20 protein-coding genes are annotated in these 20,550 nt (G+C 41.3%); 16 read left to right on the forward strand and 4 right to left on the reverse strand.

What is annotated here, in order from left to right:
• Positions 1-27: 27 nt before the first annotated feature.
• Together B4C48_RS13190 and otsB are read right to left on the reverse strand one after the other, a co-directional pair.
• Positions 28-1,461: an alpha,alpha-trehalose-phosphate synthase (UDP-forming) gene (locus B4C48_RS13190; RefSeq protein ID WP_349678584.1), complete on the reverse strand. Its 1,434-nt coding sequence runs from the start codon at positions 1,459-1,461 to the stop codon at positions 28-30.
• Positions 1,449-2,297: a trehalose-phosphatase gene (otsB, locus tag B4C48_RS13195; protein WP_291357257.1), complete on the reverse strand. Its 849-nt coding sequence runs from the start codon at positions 2,295-2,297 to the stop codon at positions 1,449-1,451. Before otsB ends, B4C48_RS13190 begins: the two co-directional genes overlap by 13 nt.
• A gap of 1,031 nt (positions 2,298-3,328) precedes the next feature.
• Here otsB and B4C48_RS13200 point away from each other — a divergent pair.
• Positions 3,329-3,598 (forward strand): hypothetical protein, encoded by a 270-nt coding sequence (locus B4C48_RS13200; protein WP_291357259.1) that lies wholly within the window; start codon positions 3,329-3,331, stop codon positions 3,596-3,598.
• A gap of 50 nt (positions 3,599-3,648) precedes the next feature.
• Entirely contained in the window at positions 3,649-3,987 is a 339-nt protein-coding gene (locus B4C48_RS13205; RefSeq protein ID WP_291357261.1) for a hypothetical protein, read from the forward strand.
• Between the two features lie 143 nt (positions 3,988-4,130).
• Here B4C48_RS13205 and B4C48_RS13210 read toward each other — a convergent pair whose 3' ends face one another.
• Positions 4,131-4,571: a DUF2147 domain-containing protein gene (locus B4C48_RS13210; RefSeq protein WP_291357370.1), complete on the reverse strand. Its 441-nt coding sequence runs from the start codon at positions 4,569-4,571 to the stop codon at positions 4,131-4,133.
• A 593-nt stretch (positions 4,572-5,164) separates the two neighbouring features.
• Between B4C48_RS13210 and B4C48_RS13215 the strand changes: the two genes are divergently transcribed.
• The 6 genes from B4C48_RS13215 (at position 5,165) to urtE (ending at position 13,381) form a co-directional block, all read left to right on the forward strand.
• Positions 5,165-7,363 (forward strand): OsmC domain/YcaO domain-containing protein, encoded by a 2,199-nt coding sequence (locus B4C48_RS13215; protein ID WP_291357263.1) that lies wholly within the window; start codon positions 5,165-5,167, stop codon positions 7,361-7,363.
• Between the two features lie 400 nt (positions 7,364-7,763).
• Positions 7,764-9,044, forward strand: coding sequence for an urea ABC transporter substrate-binding protein (gene urtA, locus B4C48_RS13220; protein WP_291357265.1), 1,281 nt, complete (start codon positions 7,764-7,766; stop codon positions 9,042-9,044).
• 95 nt (positions 9,045-9,139) lie between these two features.
• Entirely contained in the window at positions 9,140-10,780 is a 1,641-nt protein-coding gene (gene urtB / locus B4C48_RS13225) for an urea ABC transporter permease subunit UrtB (protein WP_291357267.1), read from the forward strand.
• Between the two features lie 3 nt (positions 10,781-10,783).
• On the forward strand, positions 10,784-11,857 hold the full coding sequence (urtC, locus tag B4C48_RS13230) for an urea ABC transporter permease subunit UrtC (RefSeq protein ID WP_291357269.1): 1,074 nt from the start codon (positions 10,784-10,786) through the stop codon (positions 11,855-11,857).
• Positions 11,854-12,672 carry an urea ABC transporter ATP-binding protein UrtD gene (urtD, locus tag B4C48_RS13235; RefSeq protein ID WP_291357271.1) on the forward strand — a complete coding sequence of 273 codons (819 nt, stop codon included), beginning with the start codon at positions 11,854-11,856 and terminating at the stop codon, positions 12,670-12,672. Before urtC ends, urtD begins: the two co-directional genes overlap by 4 nt.
• A 10-nt stretch (positions 12,673-12,682) precedes the next feature.
• Positions 12,683-13,381, forward strand: coding sequence for an urea ABC transporter ATP-binding subunit UrtE (gene urtE, locus B4C48_RS13240; RefSeq protein WP_291357273.1), 699 nt, complete (start codon positions 12,683-12,685; stop codon positions 13,379-13,381).
• 87 nt (positions 13,382-13,468) lie between these two features.
• On the opposite strand, the gene B4C48_RS13245 is transcribed toward urtE, so the two are convergent.
• Positions 13,469-14,173 carry a phospholipase D family protein gene (locus tag B4C48_RS13245; RefSeq protein ID WP_291357275.1) on the reverse strand — a complete coding sequence of 235 codons (705 nt, stop codon included), beginning with the start codon at positions 14,171-14,173 and terminating at the stop codon, positions 13,469-13,471.
• A 248-nt stretch (positions 14,174-14,421) separates the two neighbouring features.
• On the opposite strand from B4C48_RS13245, the gene ureE reads away from it, so the two are divergent.
• The 8 genes from ureE to ureC all read left to right on the forward strand — a co-directional run bounded on the left by ureE (position 14,422) and on the right by ureC (position 20,427).
• Positions 14,422-14,904 carry an urease accessory protein UreE gene (gene ureE / locus B4C48_RS13250; RefSeq protein WP_291357277.1) on the forward strand — a complete coding sequence of 161 codons (483 nt, stop codon included), beginning with the start codon at positions 14,422-14,424 and terminating at the stop codon, positions 14,902-14,904.
• Positions 14,891-15,556 carry an urease accessory protein UreF gene (locus tag B4C48_RS13255; protein WP_291357279.1) on the forward strand — a complete coding sequence of 222 codons (666 nt, stop codon included), beginning with the start codon at positions 14,891-14,893 and terminating at the stop codon, positions 15,554-15,556. The genes ureE and B4C48_RS13255 overlap by 14 nt, the downstream gene beginning before the upstream one ends.
• Before the next feature lie 81 nt (positions 15,557-15,637).
• Entirely contained in the window at positions 15,638-16,252 is a 615-nt protein-coding gene (gene ureG, locus B4C48_RS13260) for an urease accessory protein UreG (protein ID WP_291357280.1), read from the forward strand.
• Positions 16,253-16,266: 14 nt separating this feature from the next.
• Complete coding sequence (locus B4C48_RS13265; protein WP_291357282.1) at positions 16,267-16,833, forward strand: HupE/UreJ family protein; 567 nt, start codon at positions 16,267-16,269, stop codon at positions 16,831-16,833.
• Positions 16,834-16,870: 37 nt separating this feature from the next.
• Positions 16,871-17,746: an urease accessory protein UreD gene (locus B4C48_RS13270; protein ID WP_291357284.1), complete on the forward strand. Its 876-nt coding sequence runs from the start codon at positions 16,871-16,873 to the stop codon at positions 17,744-17,746.
• Positions 17,747-18,069: 323 nt separating this feature from the next.
• Positions 18,070-18,372, forward strand: a complete 303-nt coding sequence (ureA, locus tag B4C48_RS13275; RefSeq protein ID WP_291357286.1) for an urease subunit gamma — start codon at positions 18,070-18,072, stop codon at positions 18,370-18,372.
• 9 nt (positions 18,373-18,381) lie between these two features.
• On the forward strand, positions 18,382-18,693 hold the full coding sequence (locus tag B4C48_RS13280; RefSeq protein ID WP_291357288.1) for an urease subunit beta: 312 nt from the start codon (positions 18,382-18,384) through the stop codon (positions 18,691-18,693).
• A gap of 33 nt (positions 18,694-18,726) precedes the next feature.
• Positions 18,727-20,427 carry an urease subunit alpha gene (gene ureC, locus B4C48_RS13285; RefSeq protein WP_291357290.1) on the forward strand — a complete coding sequence of 567 codons (1,701 nt, stop codon included), beginning with the start codon at positions 18,727-18,729 and terminating at the stop codon, positions 20,425-20,427.
• The last annotated feature ends 123 nt before the right edge of the window (positions 20,428-20,550 follow it).

Genomic DNA, 20,550 nt, shown 5'->3' on the forward strand with positions numbered 1-20,550 from the left:
AAAATATAAATGATACCATTTAAAGGCTTAATAATTCACAATTTTTGGATGAATTTTTTTAGCAATTGATGGAATAATATCTATCTTTTTAACCCCTCTCAAATCATCTAAAAACGCATTACGCCAGTCATTGATATCAAAACGTTTTAATCCATTCATTAGATATTCGTAACGCTCTATACGTTCCGATTTAGACATGGTTAAGGCTGTTTTTAGCCCTTTAATCATACTGTCGCAGTTTTCCGGATCGACAATTAAAGCTTCGGACATCTGTTCAGCGGCACCGGTATATTTAGAAAGTATTAAAACACCCGGATCTTCAGGATTTTGTGCAGCAATAAATTCCTTCGCAACCAGATTCATACCATCACGTAATGAATTGACCCAGCAAATATTAGCCTGCCGATAAATTTTCATTAATTCATCATGTGAAATCGCGTCATGGGTACAATTAATAGGTAACCAGTTATCCTGAGAAAATTCCTGATTAATCAAATCGACTTTGGATTGCATATCCTCATATAACTCTTGATAAGCTTTGATTTCCATACGGCACGGACAGGCTATTTGTAAATCGGTAAGGTGCTTATGATATTCAGGATTACTTTGTAGAAATGCTTCCAAGGCATCAAATCGTTCAATTAATCCTTTGGAATAATCAATGCGATCAACACTGATAATGGTTTGCTGATCACTTAATTCATCAAATTCAAATACAGTCGAGCTATTTTTACTGTTTTGTTGCGCGATTTTTTGAATCAGCTCAGGGTTAACTCCAATTGGGTAACATTGAACTGTGACCGGATGATGGTTGAGGGTCAATATATGACTGTGCAGTGGATGACTAGCCAAGTAATGACTACATACGTCCATACACTGCTTTTGGTCATGTTTGGTTTGTAAACCCACCACATCATACTGACACAAGTCTTCAATTAGTAAACGGGCTGTAGGAATGGAGTTCCAGATGTTTAAGCCAGCGAAGGGGATATGCAAGAAAAAGCCAATTCTGTTTTTCATGCCCATTTCACGACAATGACGCGCCACACTAAAAAAATGGTAATCATGTACCCAGATCAAATCATCAGGCTCGGCCATCTGTTTGAGCTGTTTGGCAAATAGAAGGTTAACATCTTGATAGGTTGTATATTGTTGGGCTTGGTATTCAATTAAATCTGCACGGTCATGCATTGCCGGCCATAAAGTATTATTTGCAAAGCCACAATAATAGTTCTGGTACTGCTCTTCAGTTAAAGGGCAAGTCACGTATTCCACACCTTTATATTCGGTCTGGTTAAAATGTGGAGTTTGATGATTTTCAATTTTTTCACCATTCCAACCCAGCCAAATTCCGCCAATATCGGCAAGCGCATCTTGTAATGCAACAGCCAGACCGCCAGCCGTCACTTTATCAGGATTAGGTAAACTGACACGATTTGATAATATGATTAATCTAGACATGCTTTTTCTCCATCTGATACTTGAGACTGTCTTAAAAAACCTGTTTTTAAGAATTGTGAAAATAAATTAAGAAAGTCAGCGACATCAGCAACATCTTTAAGTCGATAATGGGCATGAGTAGGTTCTGAACCGACTTTTATACTAATTCCCTGATACTGATTTATAGTCTTGAAACCGGATTCGTCTGTGATGTCATCTCCAATAAAAATAGGTAAAACATGATTGAAATTTAAATAGTCCAATATCGTTTGAATAGCCTGTCCCTTATCAGCCTGCTTGGGCACTAATTCAAATACATATTTACCCTCATTGATCTTAAAGCCTGGATAACTGTCCAGTACTTCTTCAGCAATTGTTTTTGCAATCTCAGCAAGCTCGGGACATTGACGATAATGTAGAGCAACCGAATAACTCTTGTTTTCAATTAACAATTGACGATAGGGTTCACAGCGTTTTTGAATGTCTTGTTGAAGTAAAGAAAAATTAATTTCATCGCTAGAAATGTTGAATTGAGTATGTTCATCCATTTTTATTTCTAGCCCATGCGTGCCCGCAATCGGCAGCTCTAAAGGAAATAATAATTTTGAGGCGATCTCGACTGAACGTCCGGTAAGAAAAATTACTGAAACATTCAAATCACTTAATTGTTGTAAAGTTTTTAAAGTCGTTTGTGGAATATAGCTTTGAGCTGGATCTGGATGAAACTCTGAAAGGGTTCCATCAATATCCAGAAATAAACAGTACTGTTTATCAGTAGCTAAGCAAGGGAGAATAAGCTGTAACAAATTATTAGAATAATGTTGATTGTCGGGATAATAAGAATCAGATCTACACATATTTAATGTCTATTAATTATTCAATTGATTTATAAATATCATTAAAAAAATAATTAGGGTATTAAAATATTATTAAAACTACATAAAATAAATAAATTTTACATAATTTATTCTTATTCTTTTTTGGTAAGCTGCTTTAGACAGGCCAGTAAATACTTAAACTTGAGCCTTTAAAATGCTAAAAATGAGTATTAAGTCACATTTTTTCTATTTTTTTACTTTTAATAAAGGATGAAAAATACCTGCAAAGTTAGTGAAAAATTAAACTTTAAGCCTTGAATTTTAAATAATAAATACATGAAAAATAAAGTAATAAACAATATTAATTAATACTCTATTCCAGCAAAGTTACAGTGCATATAAATTGCGTTACAAGAAGGTACATTGACCTATATTTGTTGTAATGCAATATTTTCTCTGTACACGAAATATCAAATTTTATTATTTACAATTCTGAAACATAGTTATCTGATAATTTTATTATTGGTCTTATTTTGAAATAGTTATTTCAAAATATTGTAAATAAGGTTTAATTTGAGATTGTGTTTAAATTAACAAATAATTTTTTACTTTATAATAAGGAGTATAATTTTATTACTATCTATTATTGCGAATTATGCACTTTTTTATATTAGTTATAAGTTCATTTTGCTTTATAGATATTTTAAAATAGAAATTTAAATAAAGATGACTTTAGAAAAAAATATTGTGATGGTATTTAGCTGGTTTAATTTGCGATTGAGTGGAATCTGAATAAAATTTCAATCCTATTAATCCAGATCAAGCTGATTACTTTACTAGATGGCTAATAAAATATGTAGAAACAAAGGGATATATGAATATTCAGTTATTTCAAATAATTGAACAATAATCTGAGTTAATTCATAAGATTAGATTGTCTTTCTGGATAGTTGAAACCACGGAAATTCAGCTATGGAGGTTATTTAAAAATACGTTTTTAAATAGTTAAAACAAAATTTTTATAAGATGTCGTTAAATCAATACCAACATGTTTAAACAGGGTGAAGAGCATGAAAATGCAAAATGAATTATGTAGTTTAGAACAAATTTATAATTTTTTACTTATGCGTCCTTATTTCCATAAAAATACCCAGTTTGAGAAGCTAAAAGAATTTTTTTATGAAATCCATGAAATGGATGGCGGTTTTTTTGAGGTTAAGAATTCTTATAGCTTTTTGGGAAAATTTAACGGTATCCAAAAAGTAATCGATTCAAGCCACTCTCCTGATTTTCTTGATAAAAAATTATTTTTACAATGGGTACTTAGACAGATAAATTAATGACGAGTTAAAAACATTTTTATGATCTTTGCCTTAGGGATGAAATAAATATGATCAAGAAAAATATATTCTTTGTAGCCATGGCACTGTTAGGGCTTGCGGGATGTCAAACTCATAGCACAGATAAAGATTCCTTTATCATGATTACAAAATCATTAGGAACCAAACAGTGTTCCGAAGTCAATGCTGAAGATCAGCTTCAGCAACTTAAAGCTGAATTAGAACAGGCAAATATTAAAGTTTTTGCTGCTGAAATTGGTAGTGATCAAATGATGCATGTCACTTTATGTGGTGCTGCAGATGGGAAAATGGCGATTTTTAAGGTAAAACATAATACCTTGAATACAGTTGAAAAAATGGGTTATCAGCTCAAAAAGGCTGATGAATAGTTATTGTCGATTTATTTTGTAGTAAGCACCCGTCCAAAATCTCAGGCAAAGCGCTAAGTAGCGCCGTCGCATAGGTTGTTTGTGAGGTGCAAATAGAAAAGCGACTTCTTGAAGTCGCTTTTATTTGATTGAATCAGGTGTTTTTAATTGGTGCGTATCCAGGTCTGGCTGCGGCCAAGTGCGGAAACCCCAATATAGCCCCGACCACTTAAAGTTTTACCATCTTCAGAGAGTTTGGCATTAAAACTATAGGTTTTACCATTTTTAGGGTCAGTAATTTTGCCACCATCGTAACTGCGGGTTCCGGTTTTTTTCAATCCAGTGACGATTTGGATTCCTTGTAAAGGTTTATTGTAGAATTTACCCTTACATTTATTGCATTTTTGGCTTTCACTATCTTCCAGTACATCTACAATTTTTGCTGAAAGTACACCATTTGATGTTTCAGTAAATTGAACGACAGATAGTGGTTTTTTGGTTACATCGTCAATGGTTTTCCATTTGGTCCCATGTAATGGATCAGCAGCCAAAGCTAGGGTGGAAACAAGAGACAGTCCGAGTATACTTAGCGTTGTTTTTATCATCATTTGACCTCAACTGATTTGAGTAAACCTTTTTTGTAGAAACAATTAAAGCCGGAATTCAATTCCAGACTTCAACAGGTACAAAATGCAGGTTTGCAGTTTGTAGCTACAAGCTTATTTAAATATTTAGTATGTATTGTGGAAATTTCTATGAGCTTATGTTTTGAACACTTTAATTTAGTGTAATTTTTATTTTATTTTTCTACATAATTTGCTGGAAATTTACTTTGTTTCACAATTCATGATTCAGTTCCACATCATTTTTTTGTGACGTAGATGAAGTAAGACTTAACTATTTGATGAAGTGTTTGGAAGTTTTTGACTGAACTTTTAACTGAATAGGGTCTTATCTAAGTTGTCCTATTTTAGGTATTTCTTATAAATAGGTGAGAAGCACAGACAAAAGTTATCAATCAGGTAAAATCCCTTTATAATACCCTCCATCCTTTCTAGGGGTCAGTCGTTTGCTAGGGTATACGAATGGCACTAGTCACACTATTTTTTAAGTCAATTTCTGATCTGGAATTCGGCTTATATTTTATTTTTTGATTTTTATGTGTTGCACTGACACATAAGAACAGTTAGGTGCCCGCATGGAAATTAAGGTCAATTATCTTGACAACCTTCGACAAGAAGCCAAGTTCGATGATTTCACGGTAATCGCCGATCAACCCATTCGCTATAAAGGCGACGGTTCAGCGCCAGGTCCATTTGACTATTTTCTCGCCTCGTCAGCCTTATGTGCAGCTTACTTTGTAAAAGTGTACTGTGCGGCACGTGATATTCCGACTGATAACATCCGTTTGTCGCAGAACAATATTGTTGACCCGGAAAACCGTTATAAGCAGATTTTTAAAATTCAGGTTGAATTGCCAGCCGATATTTCCGAAAAAGACCGCCAAGGTATTTTGCGCTCCATTGATCGCTGTACGGTAAAGAAAGTGATCCAAACCGGTCCAGAATTTGTGATCGAAGAAGTAGAAAGTATTGATGCCGATGCACAAGCCTTGCTGATGCCGAGCTTGACTTCAGAAAGCAGCACCTATATTCCCGGTAAAGATCTGCCTTTAGAAGAAACCATCGCCAATATGTCCGGTATTATGGCAAATCTGGGGATGAAGATTGAAATCGCATCATGGCGCAACATTGTACCGAATGTATGGTCTTTACATATTCGCGATGCACAGTCTCCGATGTGCTTTACCAACGGTAAAGGTGCGACCAAAGAAAGTGCTTTGGCTTCGGCACTCGGTGAATTTATTGAACGCTTGAACTGCAACTTTTTCTACAACGACCAGTTCTGGGGGCAAGATATTGCCAATGCTGAATTTTTGCATTACCCGGATGAAAAATGGTTCCAGCCAGGTCCAAATGGGGAATTGCCGAAAGAAATTCTTGATGAATACACTTTAGAAATTTATAACTCTGAAGATGAACTGCTCGGCACACATTTATATGATACCAACTCGGGCAATACTGCGCGCGGCATCTGCTCATTGCCATTTGTACGCCATTCAGATGGTGAGACGGTTTATTTTCCCTCTAACCTGATTGAAAACTTATATCTCTCTAATGGTATGAGTGCAGGGAATACCTTGGCTGAAGCCCAGGTCCAGTGTTTATCTGAAATTTTTGAGCGCGCCGTTAAACGCGAAATTTTAGAAGGTGAAATCGCACTGCCAGATGTCCCTGAACATGTACTGGCAAAATATCCAAAAATTGTTGAAGGGATCAAAGGTCTGGAAGAACAGGGCTTCCCGGTACTGGTTAAGGATGCTTCTTTAGGTGGCCAGTACCCGGTAATGTGCGTGACCTTGATGAACCCACGTACTGGCGGTGTATTTGCTTCTTTCGGTGCACATCCGAAACTGGAAGTGGCTCTGGAACGCAGCCTCACTGAATTGCTACAAGGCCGTAGTTTTGAAGGCCTGAATGATCTGCCTAAACCGACATTCAGCACTAACGCCGTTACCGAGCCGAATAACTTTGTCGAGCACTTTATCGACTCTAGCGGTGTCGTGTCATGGCGTTTCTTTAGTGCCAAGTCTGACTACCCGTTTGTGGAGTGGGATTTCACCAATGAAGGCCAAAACAGTAATGCTGAGGAAGCCGCGACCCTGTTCGGCATTCTTGAAGATATGGGCAAAGGAGTATACATGGCCGTGTACGAGCATTTAGGTGCAACAGCTTGCCGTATCTTGGTCCCTGGTTATTCTGAAATTTATCTGGTTGAAGATTTAATTTGGGATAACACCAACAAGGCATTATTGTTCCGTGAAGATATCCTGAACCTGCATCGTCTGAATGAAGACCAGCTGGTGGCTTTGGTTGAACGTCTGGAAGAAGTTGAAGTAGATGATTACACCGAGATTAGTACTTTAATCGGTATCGAATTTGACGACAATACGGTTTGGGGACAGCTCACCATTTTAGAGCTAAAACTATTGATTTATATTGCGTTGCAAGAGTTTGAAGAAGCCAAAGAATTGGTTGAAACTTTCCTGCAATACAACACCAACACAGTCGAGCGTGGCTTGTTCTATCAGTGCATGAATGTAGTGCTGGAAGTAGAACTTGACGATGACATGGATCTGAATGACTACGAAGCCAATTTCCGCCGTATGTTTGGTGATGAACGTATGGATGCGGTGATCGGCTCGATGGACGGAAGCATCCGTTTTTATGGCCTCACTGAAACCAGCATGCAACTTGAAGGTTTAGATCGTCATTTACGTCTGATCGACAGCTATAAAAAACTGCATGCAGCACGAGGCAGAACGCTAGCAAAATAAAGTCATTAATAAAGACTTCAGCTTTTTCGCTAAGGCTGATTTCAGCAAGAAAACGGCTTATTCATCATGAATAAGCCGTTTTCTTTTGTATGTAGTTTAGAACAATCATTTTTGTACCGTTGAATCATGGATCAGACGTAAGCTAAAGAAATGATCAGAAAAAGAGCATTCTGTATAAGAGCTTTATTAATTTTGGCTGGAATAACTGACTGATTTCTTATCCATTTTAGCGCATAGATTATTTTTGGTACGCTGATAGATTTAAGTGATAGCTTTATAAATTAAAAATAATTAAGAAAATACAATGATTTAATTTTAAAAAATAAATATTGGCATACAATTTGAATGCACTCTCCCGGATTCACTAAAAATATCTTAAAAAGGTTTGGAGAGACATAACATGTTCCAACAAAAACAATTTTCAAAAAGTTTACTTGCTGTAGCAATGATGGGGAGTATGGTATTGACCGGTTGCTCTAAACCGGCAGAAAAGGCAGAAGCACCGGCAATTGAAGCCCAGGCACCGGCTGCAAGTGGCGATACCATTAAAGTGGGGATTCTTCACTCACTATCAGGGACTATGGCCATTTCAGAAACCTCTTTGAAAGACACCGCACTGATGGCCATTAATGAAATTAATGCCAATGGCGGGGTGATGGGGAAAAAACTAGAACCTGTAGTGGTTGATCCGGCATCGAACTGGCCACTTTTTGCTGAAAAAGCCCGTCAGTTGATTACTCAAGACAAAGTTGCCGTCATTTTTGGTTGCTGGACCTCGGTTTCACGTAAATCTGTATTACCTGTAGTGGAAGAGCTGAACGGCTTATTGTTCTATCCGGTTCAATACGAAGGCCAGGAACAATCTAAAAATATTTTTTATACCGGTGCCGCACCTAACCAGCAAGCGATTCCGGCTGTTGAATACCTGATGAGCGAAGAAGGCGGTAAGGCGCAACGTTTTGTATTGTTAGGTACAGACTATGTCTACCCTCGAACCACCAATAAAATTTTACGGGCTTTCCTGAAGTCTAAAGGCATTGCCGATGCAGACATCATGGAAGAGTACACGCCATTCGGGCATAGCAATTATCAAACCATTGTAGGCAATGTGAAAAAATTTGCTGCAGGTAAGAAAACGGCAGTGATCTCGACCATCAACGGCGACTCCAACGTACCTTTCTATCGTGAACTGGGTAACCAGGGCATTAAAGCTGCAGATATTCCAGTCATGGCATTCTCGGTGGGTGAAGAAGAACTCCGTGGTATTGATACCAAGCCACTGGTTGGACATCTGGCAGCATGGAACTATTTCATGTCGGTTAAAAATCCGAAAAATACTGAGTTTATTGGCAAAATGAAACAGTATGCGGTGGAATACAAATTGCCGAATGCAGACAAGTTTGTTACCAATGACCCGATGGAAGCGACTTATGTCGGCATCAACATGTGGAAACAGGCGGTTGAAAAAGCCGGTTCGACCGATGTTGATAAAGTCCGTGAAGCAATGGCAGGACAGTCTTTTGATGCGCCTTCAGGTTATAAGCTGCAAATGGATGCAAGCAACCATCATTTACATAAACCGGTGATGATTGGTCAGATTCGTGGCGATGGCCAGTTTGATGTGGTCTACAAGACACCAAAAACCATTCCAGCTGAGCCTTGGAGCCCATATATTAAATAATGCTCTCTCTAGCCTGCTGCGTTGGCAGCAGGCTTTTTCTTGATTTTCATTTCCCGTTTGGGACAGCTTTATCTTTATAAATAGGGAGGACACGAATGTTCACTCGCCTAAATTTCACGGTTATATTTTTGATTTTGAGTCAGTGCCTATGGCTCAATATAGCTCATGCTGAAACTCAAACGATAATAGAAACAGCGCATAAGACTCAAGTTAGTCCTACAGAAGATGCGATTCAGCAATTTGTCCGTGGTGATTTTGCCCAGCGCCGTGCCTTGCTTAATCAATGGCGATCCAGTATTGAACAGCTCGATCAGCTGGCCGAATTTGTAGAAAAAGATCAACTTTATACCGATAGTGCAGGCAATACCTATATTCTGGAAGCAGAAGACAAACTGCTCAGTTATCCGGATAAAAAAGCCATCAAAAGCTGGCCGTCAGATTTATCCCAAGTCACTTTGGTCAATACCTTAAGCAAGGCATTGGCCTTTGGTCAGGCAAAGAAGAAATTAAATTCAGAAGAAGCCTCTCAACGTCTTGAAGCCATCGATATTTTAGAAAATAATTTATCCGAGTTGGATGCCAAAGCCATCAACCAGCTGTATTTAAATGAAAAAAACAAGGGTGTCAAAGCCCGTTTTGCCCAGTTAAAAGCCCGTCTGGATTATCAGTCTGATGATCTGCTGGTCAAAATTCAGGCGGCAAAAGTTTTAAAAGAATCCAATCGTCCAGATGTATTGGCTTTGGTAGAGCAAGAGCTGAACCAACCAAATTTGCATCCCGATCTGAAAGCGGCATTAACAGCTGCCCAAGGCAGTATCAAAACCCGGATTCAAGCCAGTGAATGGACCGGACATGTATTTTCAGGATTTAGCACGGCCAGCATTTTATTGCTCGCAGCACTAGGTCTTGCCATTACGTACGGACTGCTCGGTGTGATTAATATGGCGCATGGTGAGCTGATCATGATTGGGGCTTATACCACCTATGTGGTGCAAACTTTCTTTAAGTCTCATTTCAGTGGTCTGGTGGACTGGTACCTGATTGCTGCGATTCCCGCGGCGTTTATGGTCAGCGCAATCATCGGTATGCTGATCGAACGTACCGTGATTCGTCCTTTATATGGTCGTCAGCTGGAAACCTTATTGGCAACTTTTGGGGTGAGCTTGATCCTCATGCAGCTGGTGCGGATGATCTTTGGGGCACAAAACGTAGAAGTCTCGAATATTTCTTGGCTTTCTGGGGGAATCTCCATTACGCCTAGCCTGATGCTGCCTTATAACCGCATTGCTATCATCGTATTCACGATTGCCGTATTACTGCTTCTGGTTTATCTGCTCAATAGAACCCGTTTTGGTCTTTTTGTTCGTGCCGTGACCCAAAACCGTCAAATGGCACGTGCAGTGGGCATTCGTTCCAGCCGCATTGATATGATGGCTTTCGGTTTGGGGTCGGGTCTAGCTGGTCTAGCCGGTTGCGCCTTGGCTCAAGTCGGTAATGTCGGGCCAGATCTCGGTCAAAACTATATTATTGATGCTTTCCTTGTGGTGGTGGTTGGTGGTGTCGGTCAAGTCTGGGGTGCAGTACTTGCAGCTTTAGGCTTAGGCGTGAGTGGTACCGTGCTGGAAATTGGCATGGGGGCAGTACTGGCAAAAATTATTCTTTTGGTTCTTGTGATTTTGTTTATTCAGAAACGTCCACAAGGTTTATTTGCCCTGAAAGGACGCTTTGTGGAGTAAGCTATGAAAATCACATCATTACTGTCAGATAAGCCTCATAGCGCAATTGCTATTTCCGTATGTTTTGCCATTTTACTGGCTTTGCCGTGGCTACATTTATTGCCCGCAGATTCTGCCTTGCATCTTTCTGCCTATTGGATCACCTTGATCGGCAAGATCATGTGTCTGGCTCTGGTCGCCTTGGCGCTTGATCTGGTCTGGGGTTATGCCGGTATTTTAAGTTTGGGGCATGGCTTGTATTTCGCTTTGGGCGGCTATGCTTTTGGCATGTACCTGATGCGTCAATCCGCAGGTGATGGCCTACCTGACTTTATGCGCTTTTTGAGCTGGACTGAATTACCTTGGTTTTGGGTCGGAACCAATCACTTTTGGTGGGCAATGATTCTTGTGGTTTTAGTACCAGGACTGATTGCTTTTATTTTTGGTTTCTTTGCCTTCCGCTCCAAAATCAAAGGCGTTTACTTCTCGATTATCACTCAGGCGATGACTTTTGCGGCAGCACTTTTATTCTTCCGTAATGAAACGGGTTTCGGTGGTAATAACGGCTTTACCGGGTTTAAAACCATTTTGGGTATGGACATTACTTCAGCACCGATGCGTGCCAGCCTGTGCTTTATCACCGCATTAGTATTGTTACTGTGTTTTGTTGGCCTACGCCATTTGATGAACAAGCCTTATGGCCGTGTGCTGGGCGCAATTCGTGACAGTGAAAACCGTCTGCAATATTTGGGCTATCGCACGCTGTGGTACAAACTTTCAGCCTGGGTACTTTCTGCGGCGATCGCGGGGATTGCAGGGGCCTTATATGTGCCACAAGCCGGCATTATTAACCCCAGTGAAATGAACCCAGTGAACTCGATTGAAATGGCCGTTTGGGTAGCGGCAGGTGGGCGCGGCACGCTGATCGGTCCGATCTTGGGTGCGGGCTTAATCAATGCCGTCAAAACTTACTTTACTGTGGCTTATCCGGAAGCATGGTTATTGATTCTGGGAGCGTTATTTATTGTGGTCACCATTTTCCTGCCTAAAGGTGTGATTGGGTTATTTGACCGTTTTAAAAAGGAGCGTAGCGAATGAGTGAGATTCTACAACCTCATGGCGGCCATGCTTCTGAAAGTTATGGTCGACCGAAAGAACAAGGTCCGGACTTTAGTCATGGCATTGCCTTGTACCTGGAAAAAGTCAGTGTCTGGTTTGATGCTTTCCGCGCCTTAAATGATTTATCGCTGTATATCGAAGAAGGTGAATTGCGCTGCATTATTGGGCCGAACGGCGCCGGTAAAACCACCTTGATGGATGTGATTACCGGAAAAACCCGGCCTACTGAAGGGACTGCATTTTTTGGTCAGACTTATAATCTGGCGAAAATGAGTACCGAGGAAATTGCTGAAGCAGGCATCGGACGAAAATTTCAGAAACCAACTGTATTTGAAAATTTTACCGTGATGGAAAATCTGCTGTTAGCCGCACCGAAAGATAAACGGGTGAAGAAAAGCTTTTTCAGCAAGCTTGATCCCGATGCACAAAATGCCCTGGATGAATCTTTACAGCAAATCCGCTTGCAGGAATTTATCAATAAACCTGCGGGCTTGCTATCTCATGGTCAAAAGCAGTGGCTTGAAATTGGCATGTTACTGATGCAGCGTCCAAAACTGATTTTGCTGGATGAACCTGTCGCGGGGATGACCGATGCAGAAACTGAACGTACCGCTGAGCTGTGTCTGGAACTGAAAAAGAATCATACGCTGGTCGTGGTCGAACATGACATGAGTTTCATCGATACCATTAGTGAAAAAGTTACGGTTCTGGCCCAAGGGGCGATTTTAGCCGAAGGCACATTGGCCGAAGTGCAAGCCAATGAAGATGTCATTGAAAAATATCTCGGGCGTTAAGGAGTGACTGATGCTAGAAGTAAAAGATGTAAATCAGTTTTATGGCGGCAGTCACATTTTGCGTGATGTGTCGTTTCATGCGCCTGTCGGTGAATGTTCGGTGGTGCTGGGGCGTAACGGTGTGGGTAAAACCACGCTACTCAAGTGTTTAATGGGTATTTTGCCAATTAAGTCTGGTCAGATCTTGCTGGATGGTAAGGACATTTCCAAACTCAGTCCGGAACAGCGTGTCCGTGCAGGTTTGGCTTATGTTCCACAAGGACGCGATATCTTTTCGACCTTAACGGTCGAGGAAAATATCCTGATTGGGATGGCGAAATTTAAAGGTGCTAAAACCCGTAAAGTGCCGGAACATCTCTATGAAATTTTCCCGGTGCTGGATGAAATGAAGCATCGTCGCGGTGGAGATTTATCCGGTGGGCAGCAGCAGCAATTAGCGATTGCCCGAGCACTGGCTTCTGAACCGCGTGTACTTATTTTGGATGAACCGACTGAAGGGATTCAGCCATCGATCATTAAGGATATCGGTAAGGTGATTCGTAAACTTGCCGATGGCGGAGAAATGGCAATCGTGCTGGTGGAACAGTTTTATGACTTTGCAGAAGAACTGGCAGATGGTTATACAGTCATGGCACGTGGGCAGGTGATTGCTCAAGGTATAGGAAGTGAAATGCCTAGAAAAGGGATTCGCGATTTGGTGGCGATTTAAATTCCCTCTCCCTGACCCTCTCCCAAAGGGAGAGGGAAAGAAGCCTCCCTTTATAAAAGGGAGGTTTGGAGGGATTTATAAATGCTGTTAAATCTCTGTATTTTCACTCCATAAAAAGTACATGCCATATTGACCTGTACGGAATTCTCCACCCGCAGATTTGCCTTCATCAGTTAAAAAGTGCTTTCCATTTTCATTTAGTGTCAGATAGCCTTTTGTAATTAATTTTTCAAAAGTGTCCGCTGTTTTTAAGCCAAGTTTTGATGCCAGCTTCGCTGTAGTCAGTTTTGTGAAAGCGGTATTTTCTTCGGATTTATTATCTTCCGCTGGGATGGATTCTGTTTTTACTTCATCCAATGTAATACGGACTTCGTCACTAATACGAATAATCCGTTGTGCTTCTTCATAAGCTTCTTTAAATACATCATTATCTTCATATTTACGGATCAGAATCCCCATTTCATTATTGTTAACTTGGCTAAACTCATAAAGATTTAAGCTTGAAATAATGCACTCAGATTCATTCAAATAGCATTTCGCATGCAAATTTTTACAGAAACTCAGACGCACATAATCCAGTTTTTGCATCCATTTAATTTCGTCAGGGTGCAGATCACTTTTTCCATAAACAATACGGATATCAATTTTAAGACGATCTTTGTCTTCTAATAATTCTTTAATGCGATCATTGAGACGTAAATATGGGCTAATTAAAATTAAACGTTCTTTGGCATTTTTAATAAGTTCTTCTAAAAAGAAATTTGTTCCGCTTGTATTCAAAAATTTTGCCATGTATCCCTCAACTTCTTATTTAATAATTGTAGAGATATTAGCTTAAATTTTTGAATCAAGAAAATAATTTGGCTTATGGACGCTCAATTAAAAAACTTCAGACTTTTACCTTCCGTATAACTTTATAACATCCGATAAATCAAGTTGGCACGATAACTGCTTTATTTTGATGCAAATTTATAATTCTAAAAAACATTTGGTCTCAATTTGGAACAAATACAGGATTTATCAGCATCAGTAGGGTAGTTATGAAAATTTATACGCAGCGTTTAGAAAACATTGCATCTGAACACAATTTTGAGTCTTTGGAACTCACATTTGATACGCGCCAAAAGAGCCGTTTTCGTGCAACTTTAAAAAATGGTGTCGATATTGGTGCAGATTTGCCGCGTACAGGAATTTTGCGTAGTGGTTCCTTTATTGCCACAGAACAGGGGGAAATTTTACGGGTAGATGCCAAGCCAGAAAAACTGATGCAAGTCACAACAGATAATAGTTTTGACTTATTAAAAGCGGCTTATCACCTGGGAAATCGTCATGTACCGCTGATGCTGACACCTTCAGCTTTGTACTTTGAACCAGATCATGTACTGGCGGAAATGGTGCAAGGTTTAGGCCTTGAAGTGAAAGAAGTGATGCACCCTTTTGAACCAGAAAGTGGCGCCTATGCCCAGCATCAACATGACCAACGATTAAGCCCAATCAAGGCTTTACATCATGTCCATCACTAATGCATCACAACTGCTCAGCTTGCTGACCTTGTCTTCAACAGCGCTGCCGATTGGGGCGTACTGTTATTCGCAAGGGGTAGAAAGCGCGATTGAAAAAGGCATGCTGCACGATGAAGCCTCTTGCGTGAGCTATTTTAATGAAGTGCTGGAGATGCTGCTGGTCCGTTTTGAATTACCGCTACTCAAGCGTCTGGTTGAATCTTTTGATGATGCTGAACGGTTTCAGTATTGGGCAGAATTCTATCGTGCCAGCCGTGAATCTAAAGAATTATTGGCTGAATCGCAACAATTGGCATTTTCTTTGAATGCATGGATTAGAGATGTATTGAAACAAACGCCAAGTGTGAAAAAGCAGCTGGGATTTGTGCCGGTTTATGCACATTTATGCGGAGAGCTGGGTTTAGACCTTGCCGATGTATTAACGGCCTACAGTTTTACCGTACTGGAAAATCAGGTGTTGGCTGCGGTTAAAACCATTCCGCTGGGTCAAATGAGTGGCCAGCGGATTTTATGGCAATTGCATCAGCATATGCCTGCAGCGGTGCAGACTGCATTGGGTTTGGAAGATCACGAGATCAGCAGTGCATTACCGCAATATGCCATGTTGAGCATGTCGCACGAAACACAATATTCACGCTTATTCCGGTCTTAATTTTCAGATCAGAACATGAGTAAAAAGATTGAAAAGCATCATTAAAGCTGATGCAAATAAAATGTAATAAAGGAAATCAACATGTCAGAACGTAGTCCATTACGCGTGGGAATTGGTGGTCCAGTCGGATCAGGAAAAACCGCTTTAACCTTGAATTTATGTCTTGCACTGCGTGAAAAATACAATATGGCAGTGGTCACCAATGACATTTACACCAAGGAGGATTCGAACTTTTTAACCCGTCATGAAGCCATGTCGCCTGAACGAATCGTTGGCGTGGAAACAGGTGGCTGTCCGCATACCGCAATTCGTGAAGATGCCTCCATTAATCTGGCTGCCATTGATGATCTGTGTGAAAAGTTTGATGGTCTGGAACTGATCATCATTGAAAGTGGCGGCGATAACCTGGCTGCAACCTTTAGTCCTGAATTGTCAGATTTAACATTGTATGTGATTGATGTGGCGGGTGGTGAAAAGATTCCGCGTAAAGGTGGACCAGGCATTACCAAATCAGACTTATTGATTATCAATAAAACGGATTTGGCGCCAATGGTTGGAGCGAGTCTTGAAGTGATGGATCAGGACGCCAAGCGTATGCGTGGCGATAAACCATTTTTATTTTCCAATATGAAAACTCAAGATGGCTTGAACGACATTATCAGCTTTATCGAAAAACAAGGTTTATTTAAGTCTTAAAGGGGAAATTCATTATGCGTCTATTTAAACACTTACTGGTCGCGGGACTTGCCGCTTTGCCAAAGCTGGCAATGGCTCATCCGGGGCACGACCATCACAGCGGATTCTGGGCGGGCTTTATGCATCCTTTTACCGGTTTAGATCATCTCATGATGGCAATTGCTTTTGGTGTATTGATGTGGACTGCAAATCAGCGCTGGAAAATTACAGGTCTGCTGGGTCTGGCAGCAGCCATGATCGCAGGCTTTATGCTGGGTGCTGAAGGCATGCTATCCACCTCACTGGCGGAGTCAGGCATTATTGCTTCACTGCTACTGGTAGCTGTAGCTTTATGGAGCAAATCCAACAAGGTTTTACCTGTGGCAGCGGTACTTTTAGCCAGCTTCCACGGTGTGGCGCATGGTAGCGAACTTGGTCAAGCTGGACATGTATCTTTACTGATTATCGGCATGGTGACAGCGATGGCATTGATCTATGGCATCGGCTTAGCTCTTGGTGCATTCGTGAATAAATATGTGCCTTATGGCAAGCAAATGATTGGCGCTCTGGCAGCGGTTGTCGCCGTGATTGGTCTGGCTTAATGCTGTTCAATAATTTTGATGCTGAGTTGATTGTTTGATGCATGACCTTGCAGAAAGAAGCATGAACCAGAATTTATGGTACGCACGTTTGGAAATGGGTTTCCAGGTCCAGCAGCAGACTGCGCGGACCATTTTGCAGCACCGTAAGCATCATGGTCCGGTACGTATCCAGAAAATGCTATGGCCTGAAAGCAATGGCATCTGTCACGCCATTATCGTGCATCCGCCAGCAGGTATAGCCGGTGGTGATCATCTGACTTTCGATATGCAGGTGGATGCCAATGCGCATGCCTTGGTGACCACGCCGGGCGCAGGGAAATGGTATCGAACCAATGGTAAACAAGCCTTTCAGCATATTCATATCCGCTTAAATGACAATGCGGTTTTTGAATGGTTGCCGCAGGAAACCATGCTGTTTGATGGTGCCAATGCCAGTTCTGAAACAATCGTCCATTTGGATGCTGCAGCCAGCTTTATTGGTTGGGACATGCTGGTGATCGGCCGGCAAGCTCGTGATGAACAGTTTGTACAAGGGGCTTATCAAAACCGGTTTCAGCTGTGGCGAAATGACAAGATTCTGGTTGCCGATACCTTAAGTTTTAAGGGAGATGACCGCTGGCTGAGTTCATGTTTAGGCATGAATGGCCATGCAGTTATGGGCAGTTTCTGGGCTGTGCCGCCTGAAAAATATCGTGCAAGTATTCATCTGGAAGCATATATCGATTTGACTCGCGAATTGATCATGCGCATGGATGTGCCGATTACTTTAACCATATTGGGTGATGTCATTTGTGCACGTTTTTTGGGTGATGATGTACGTCACTGTCATGATGGTTTTGCAGCCATACGTGCCCGATTACGACGCTACTGGTTTGATCTGGATGAAGCATTTCCAAGAATTTGGCGGACATAATATTTAGACTTCCCTTACAAAGAGAGGGAAAGTTTCCGGAATAAATTCTGTAATCAATCTCCCTCTCCCTATGGGAGAGGGTTGGGGTGAGGATATTCATGTAATCCCTCCTTGCAAAGCAGTGCTTCTCATCTCTCAGAGGGAGAAGAGGAGTATCTAACATTTAAAGCTATAGGATTTTAGAGGGAGGGAAACCGATGCAAAAGTTAATAACCTCTCCCTTACGAAGCAATGCTTCTCGTCTCCTAAAAGGAGAGAGAATTTTAGGACATAACTTGCACACATTTTGCATTCAATACATTGATATAAATTAGGAAAGAGATATGGAACTCAATCCAACAGAAAAAGACAAAATGCTGATTTTCACAGCAGGCTTGGTGGCGGAACGTCGTAAAGCACGCGGTTTAAAGCTGAATTATCCTGAAGCGATTGCCTATATTTCTGCGGCATTACTTGAAGGTGCGCGTGACGGCATGACCGTCAGTGAATTGATGCATTACGGCACAACATTGCTATCCCGTGATGATGTGATGGATGGCATTGCTGAAATGATTGCTGAAGTCCAGGTCGAAGCGACATTTCCGGATGGATCAAAGCTGGTCACTGTCCATCAACCGATTGTTTAGGAGCGGCATATGATTCCTGGGGAAATTTTTACACCAGAGAGCGACATTGAAATGAATGTCGGGCGTGAAACCTTAAAGATTACCGTAGCCAATATCGGCGACCGTCCTATTCAGGTCGGCTCACATTTTCACTTTGCTGAAGCCAATGACGCTTTGCAGTTTGACCGTGAGCAGGCCAAGGGTTTCCGCTTAAATATTGCAGCGGGGACAGCCATCCGTTTTGAACCGGGTCAAAAGCGCGATGTGGAATTGGTGGCACTTGCCGGGAAACGTGAAGTTTACGGCTTTGCAGGCCGGGTAATGGGCAAGCTCGATTCATAAAAATTGCATCAGAATTATAAAGGTTTATAAATCATGAAAATGTCACGTCGTGCTTATGCCGAAATGTTTGGACCGACGGTCGGGGACCGTGTCCGTCTTGCCGATACCGAATTATTTATTGAAGTTGAACAGGACTTCACCACTTATGGCGAAGAAGTCAAATTTGGTGGCGGAAAAGTCATTCGTGATGGCATGGGCCAATCACAGCTTTTGTCATCCGAAGTGGCTGACACTGTCATTACAAATGCACTCATTATTGACTGGTGGGGTATTATCAAAGCCGATGTCGGCTTAAAAAATGGCCGAATCTGGAAAATTGGCAAGGCTGGTAATCCGGATATTCAACCAGATATTTCAATTCCGCTTGGAGCTGCAACTGAAGTGATTGCCGGTGAAGGCCAAATTCTCACTGCAGGCGGGGTGGATACCCATATTCACTGGATCTGTCCGCAACAGGTAGAAACAGCCATGATGTCAGGTATTACTACTATGATTGGTGGCGGTACAGGTCCTGCAGCAGGAACATCAGCGACTACAGTAACACCGGGTCCATGGCACATATCTACCATGCTACAAGCCATAGATGATTTGCCGATGAATATTGGTCTATTGGGTAAAGGGAATTTAAGCCAGCCTGAACCGATTGCAGAGCAGATTAAAGCCGGTGTTGTTGGATTAAAGCTGCATGAAGATTGGGGCTCAACACCAGCAGCCATTGATAATTGCTTAACTGTGGCCGATCAGTTCGATGTGCAAGTTGCCATTCATACAGACACACTAAACGAAAGTGGCTTTCTAGAAGAAACTTTGGCGGCTTTTAAAAACAGAACCATCCATACTTATCATACTGAAGGTGCAGGCGGTGGACATGCACCTGATATTTTAAAAGCCATTGGTCAGGCCAACGTATTGCCATCTTCAACCAATCCGACCCGTCCATATACCATCAATACCATTGATGAACATCTGGATATGTTAATGGTCTGTCATCACTTAGATCCATCCATTGCTGAAGATGTGGCATTTGCGGAAAGCCGTATTCGCCGTGAAACTATTGCTGCGGAAGATATTTTGCAGGATATGGGTGCAATTGCCATGATGTCATCAGACTCGCAGGCCATGGGGCGTGTCGGTGAGGTGATTCTACGTACTTGGCAAACCGCACATAAAATGAAGGTACAACGCGGGCCTTTAGACGGTGATACAGTCTATAAAGACAATAACCGGGTCAAACGTTATATCGCCAAATACACCATTAACCCTGCAATTACCCATGGTTTAAGTCACGAAATTGGTTCGGTCGAAGAAGGTAAACTGGCCGATTTAGTCCTCTGGAAACCGGCATTTTTCGGTGTTAAACCGTCCATGATCATTAAAGGTGGAATGATTGCGGCAGCGCCTATGGGCGATATTAATGCTTCTATTCCAACACCACAGCCTGTGCATTACCGTCCAATGTTTGGTGCTTATCCGCGTGGGGTGCATAACACCTGTATTACTTTCCTGTCACAATTCGCAATTGATGATGGCGTGCATGAAAAATTAGCTTTAAAAAAGCTGATCTCACCATGTAAAGACACGCGTCAGATCACTAAGCAGGATATGAAACATAATAATTACTGTCCGGTGATGGAAGTGCATCCGGAAACTTATGAAGTTCGTGCTGATGGGGTACATTTGACCTGTGAGCCTGCGGATGTATTGCCGATGGCACAGCGGTATTTTTTGTTTTAACTACTATTTAAACCTCTCCTTAAAGGAGAGGGAATTTTCATTATTTAAACAAATTTTGGAAAAGTTACTTCTCCCTTTGGGAGACCGTCAAGAGGAAGATTTTATTGCAAATTTTATTAAAAT

It is taken from the genome of Acinetobacter sp. UBA3106, from assembly GCA_002365595.1.
Classification (GTDB): domain Bacteria; phylum Pseudomonadota; class Gammaproteobacteria; order Pseudomonadales; family Moraxellaceae; genus Acinetobacter.

What these genes read in the sequence shown, in the direction of transcription:
- B4C48_RS13190 (WP_349678584.1), bottom strand. Translation starts at nt 1,461, where the DNA reads ATGTCTAGATTAATCATATTATCAAATCGTGTCAGTTTACCTAATCCT.
- otsB (WP_291357257.1), bottom strand. Translation starts at nt 2,297, where the DNA reads ATGTGTAGATCTGATTCTTATTATCCCGACAATCAACATTATTCTAAT.
- B4C48_RS13200 (WP_291357259.1), top strand. Translation starts at nt 3,329, where the DNA reads ATGAAAATGCAAAATGAATTATGTAGTTTAGAACAAATTTATAATTTT.
- B4C48_RS13205 (WP_291357261.1), top strand. Translation starts at nt 3,649, where the DNA reads ATGATCAAGAAAAATATATTCTTTGTAGCCATGGCACTGTTAGGGCTT.
- B4C48_RS13210 (WP_291357370.1), bottom strand. Translation starts at nt 4,571, where the DNA reads ATGATAAAAACAACGCTAAGTATACTCGGACTGTCTCTTGTTTCCACC.
- B4C48_RS13215 (WP_291357263.1), top strand. Translation starts at nt 5,165, where the DNA reads ATGGAAATTAAGGTCAATTATCTTGACAACCTTCGACAAGAAGCCAAG.
- urtA (WP_291357265.1), top strand. Translation starts at nt 7,764, where the DNA reads ATGTTCCAACAAAAACAATTTTCAAAAAGTTTACTTGCTGTAGCAATG.
- urtB (WP_291357267.1), top strand. Translation starts at nt 9,140, where the DNA reads ATGTTCACTCGCCTAAATTTCACGGTTATATTTTTGATTTTGAGTCAG.
- urtC (WP_291357269.1), top strand. Translation starts at nt 10,784, where the DNA reads ATGAAAATCACATCATTACTGTCAGATAAGCCTCATAGCGCAATTGCT.
- urtD (WP_291357271.1), top strand. Translation starts at nt 11,854, where the DNA reads ATGAGTGAGATTCTACAACCTCATGGCGGCCATGCTTCTGAAAGTTAT.
- urtE (WP_291357273.1), top strand. Translation starts at nt 12,683, where the DNA reads ATGCTAGAAGTAAAAGATGTAAATCAGTTTTATGGCGGCAGTCACATT.
- B4C48_RS13245 (WP_291357275.1), bottom strand. Translation starts at nt 14,173, where the DNA reads ATGGCAAAATTTTTGAATACAAGCGGAACAAATTTCTTTTTAGAAGAA.
- ureE (WP_291357277.1), top strand. Translation starts at nt 14,422, where the DNA reads ATGAAAATTTATACGCAGCGTTTAGAAAACATTGCATCTGAACACAAT.
- B4C48_RS13255 (WP_291357279.1), top strand. Translation starts at nt 14,891, where the DNA reads ATGTCCATCACTAATGCATCACAACTGCTCAGCTTGCTGACCTTGTCT.
- ureG (WP_291357280.1), top strand. Translation starts at nt 15,638, where the DNA reads ATGTCAGAACGTAGTCCATTACGCGTGGGAATTGGTGGTCCAGTCGGA.
- B4C48_RS13265 (WP_291357282.1), top strand. Translation starts at nt 16,267, where the DNA reads ATGCGTCTATTTAAACACTTACTGGTCGCGGGACTTGCCGCTTTGCCA.
- B4C48_RS13270 (WP_291357284.1), top strand. Translation starts at nt 16,871, where the DNA reads ATGCATGACCTTGCAGAAAGAAGCATGAACCAGAATTTATGGTACGCA.
- ureA (WP_291357286.1), top strand. Translation starts at nt 18,070, where the DNA reads ATGGAACTCAATCCAACAGAAAAAGACAAAATGCTGATTTTCACAGCA.
- B4C48_RS13280 (WP_291357288.1), top strand. Translation starts at nt 18,382, where the DNA reads ATGATTCCTGGGGAAATTTTTACACCAGAGAGCGACATTGAAATGAAT.
- ureC (WP_291357290.1), top strand. Translation starts at nt 18,727, where the DNA reads ATGAAAATGTCACGTCGTGCTTATGCCGAAATGTTTGGACCGACGGTC.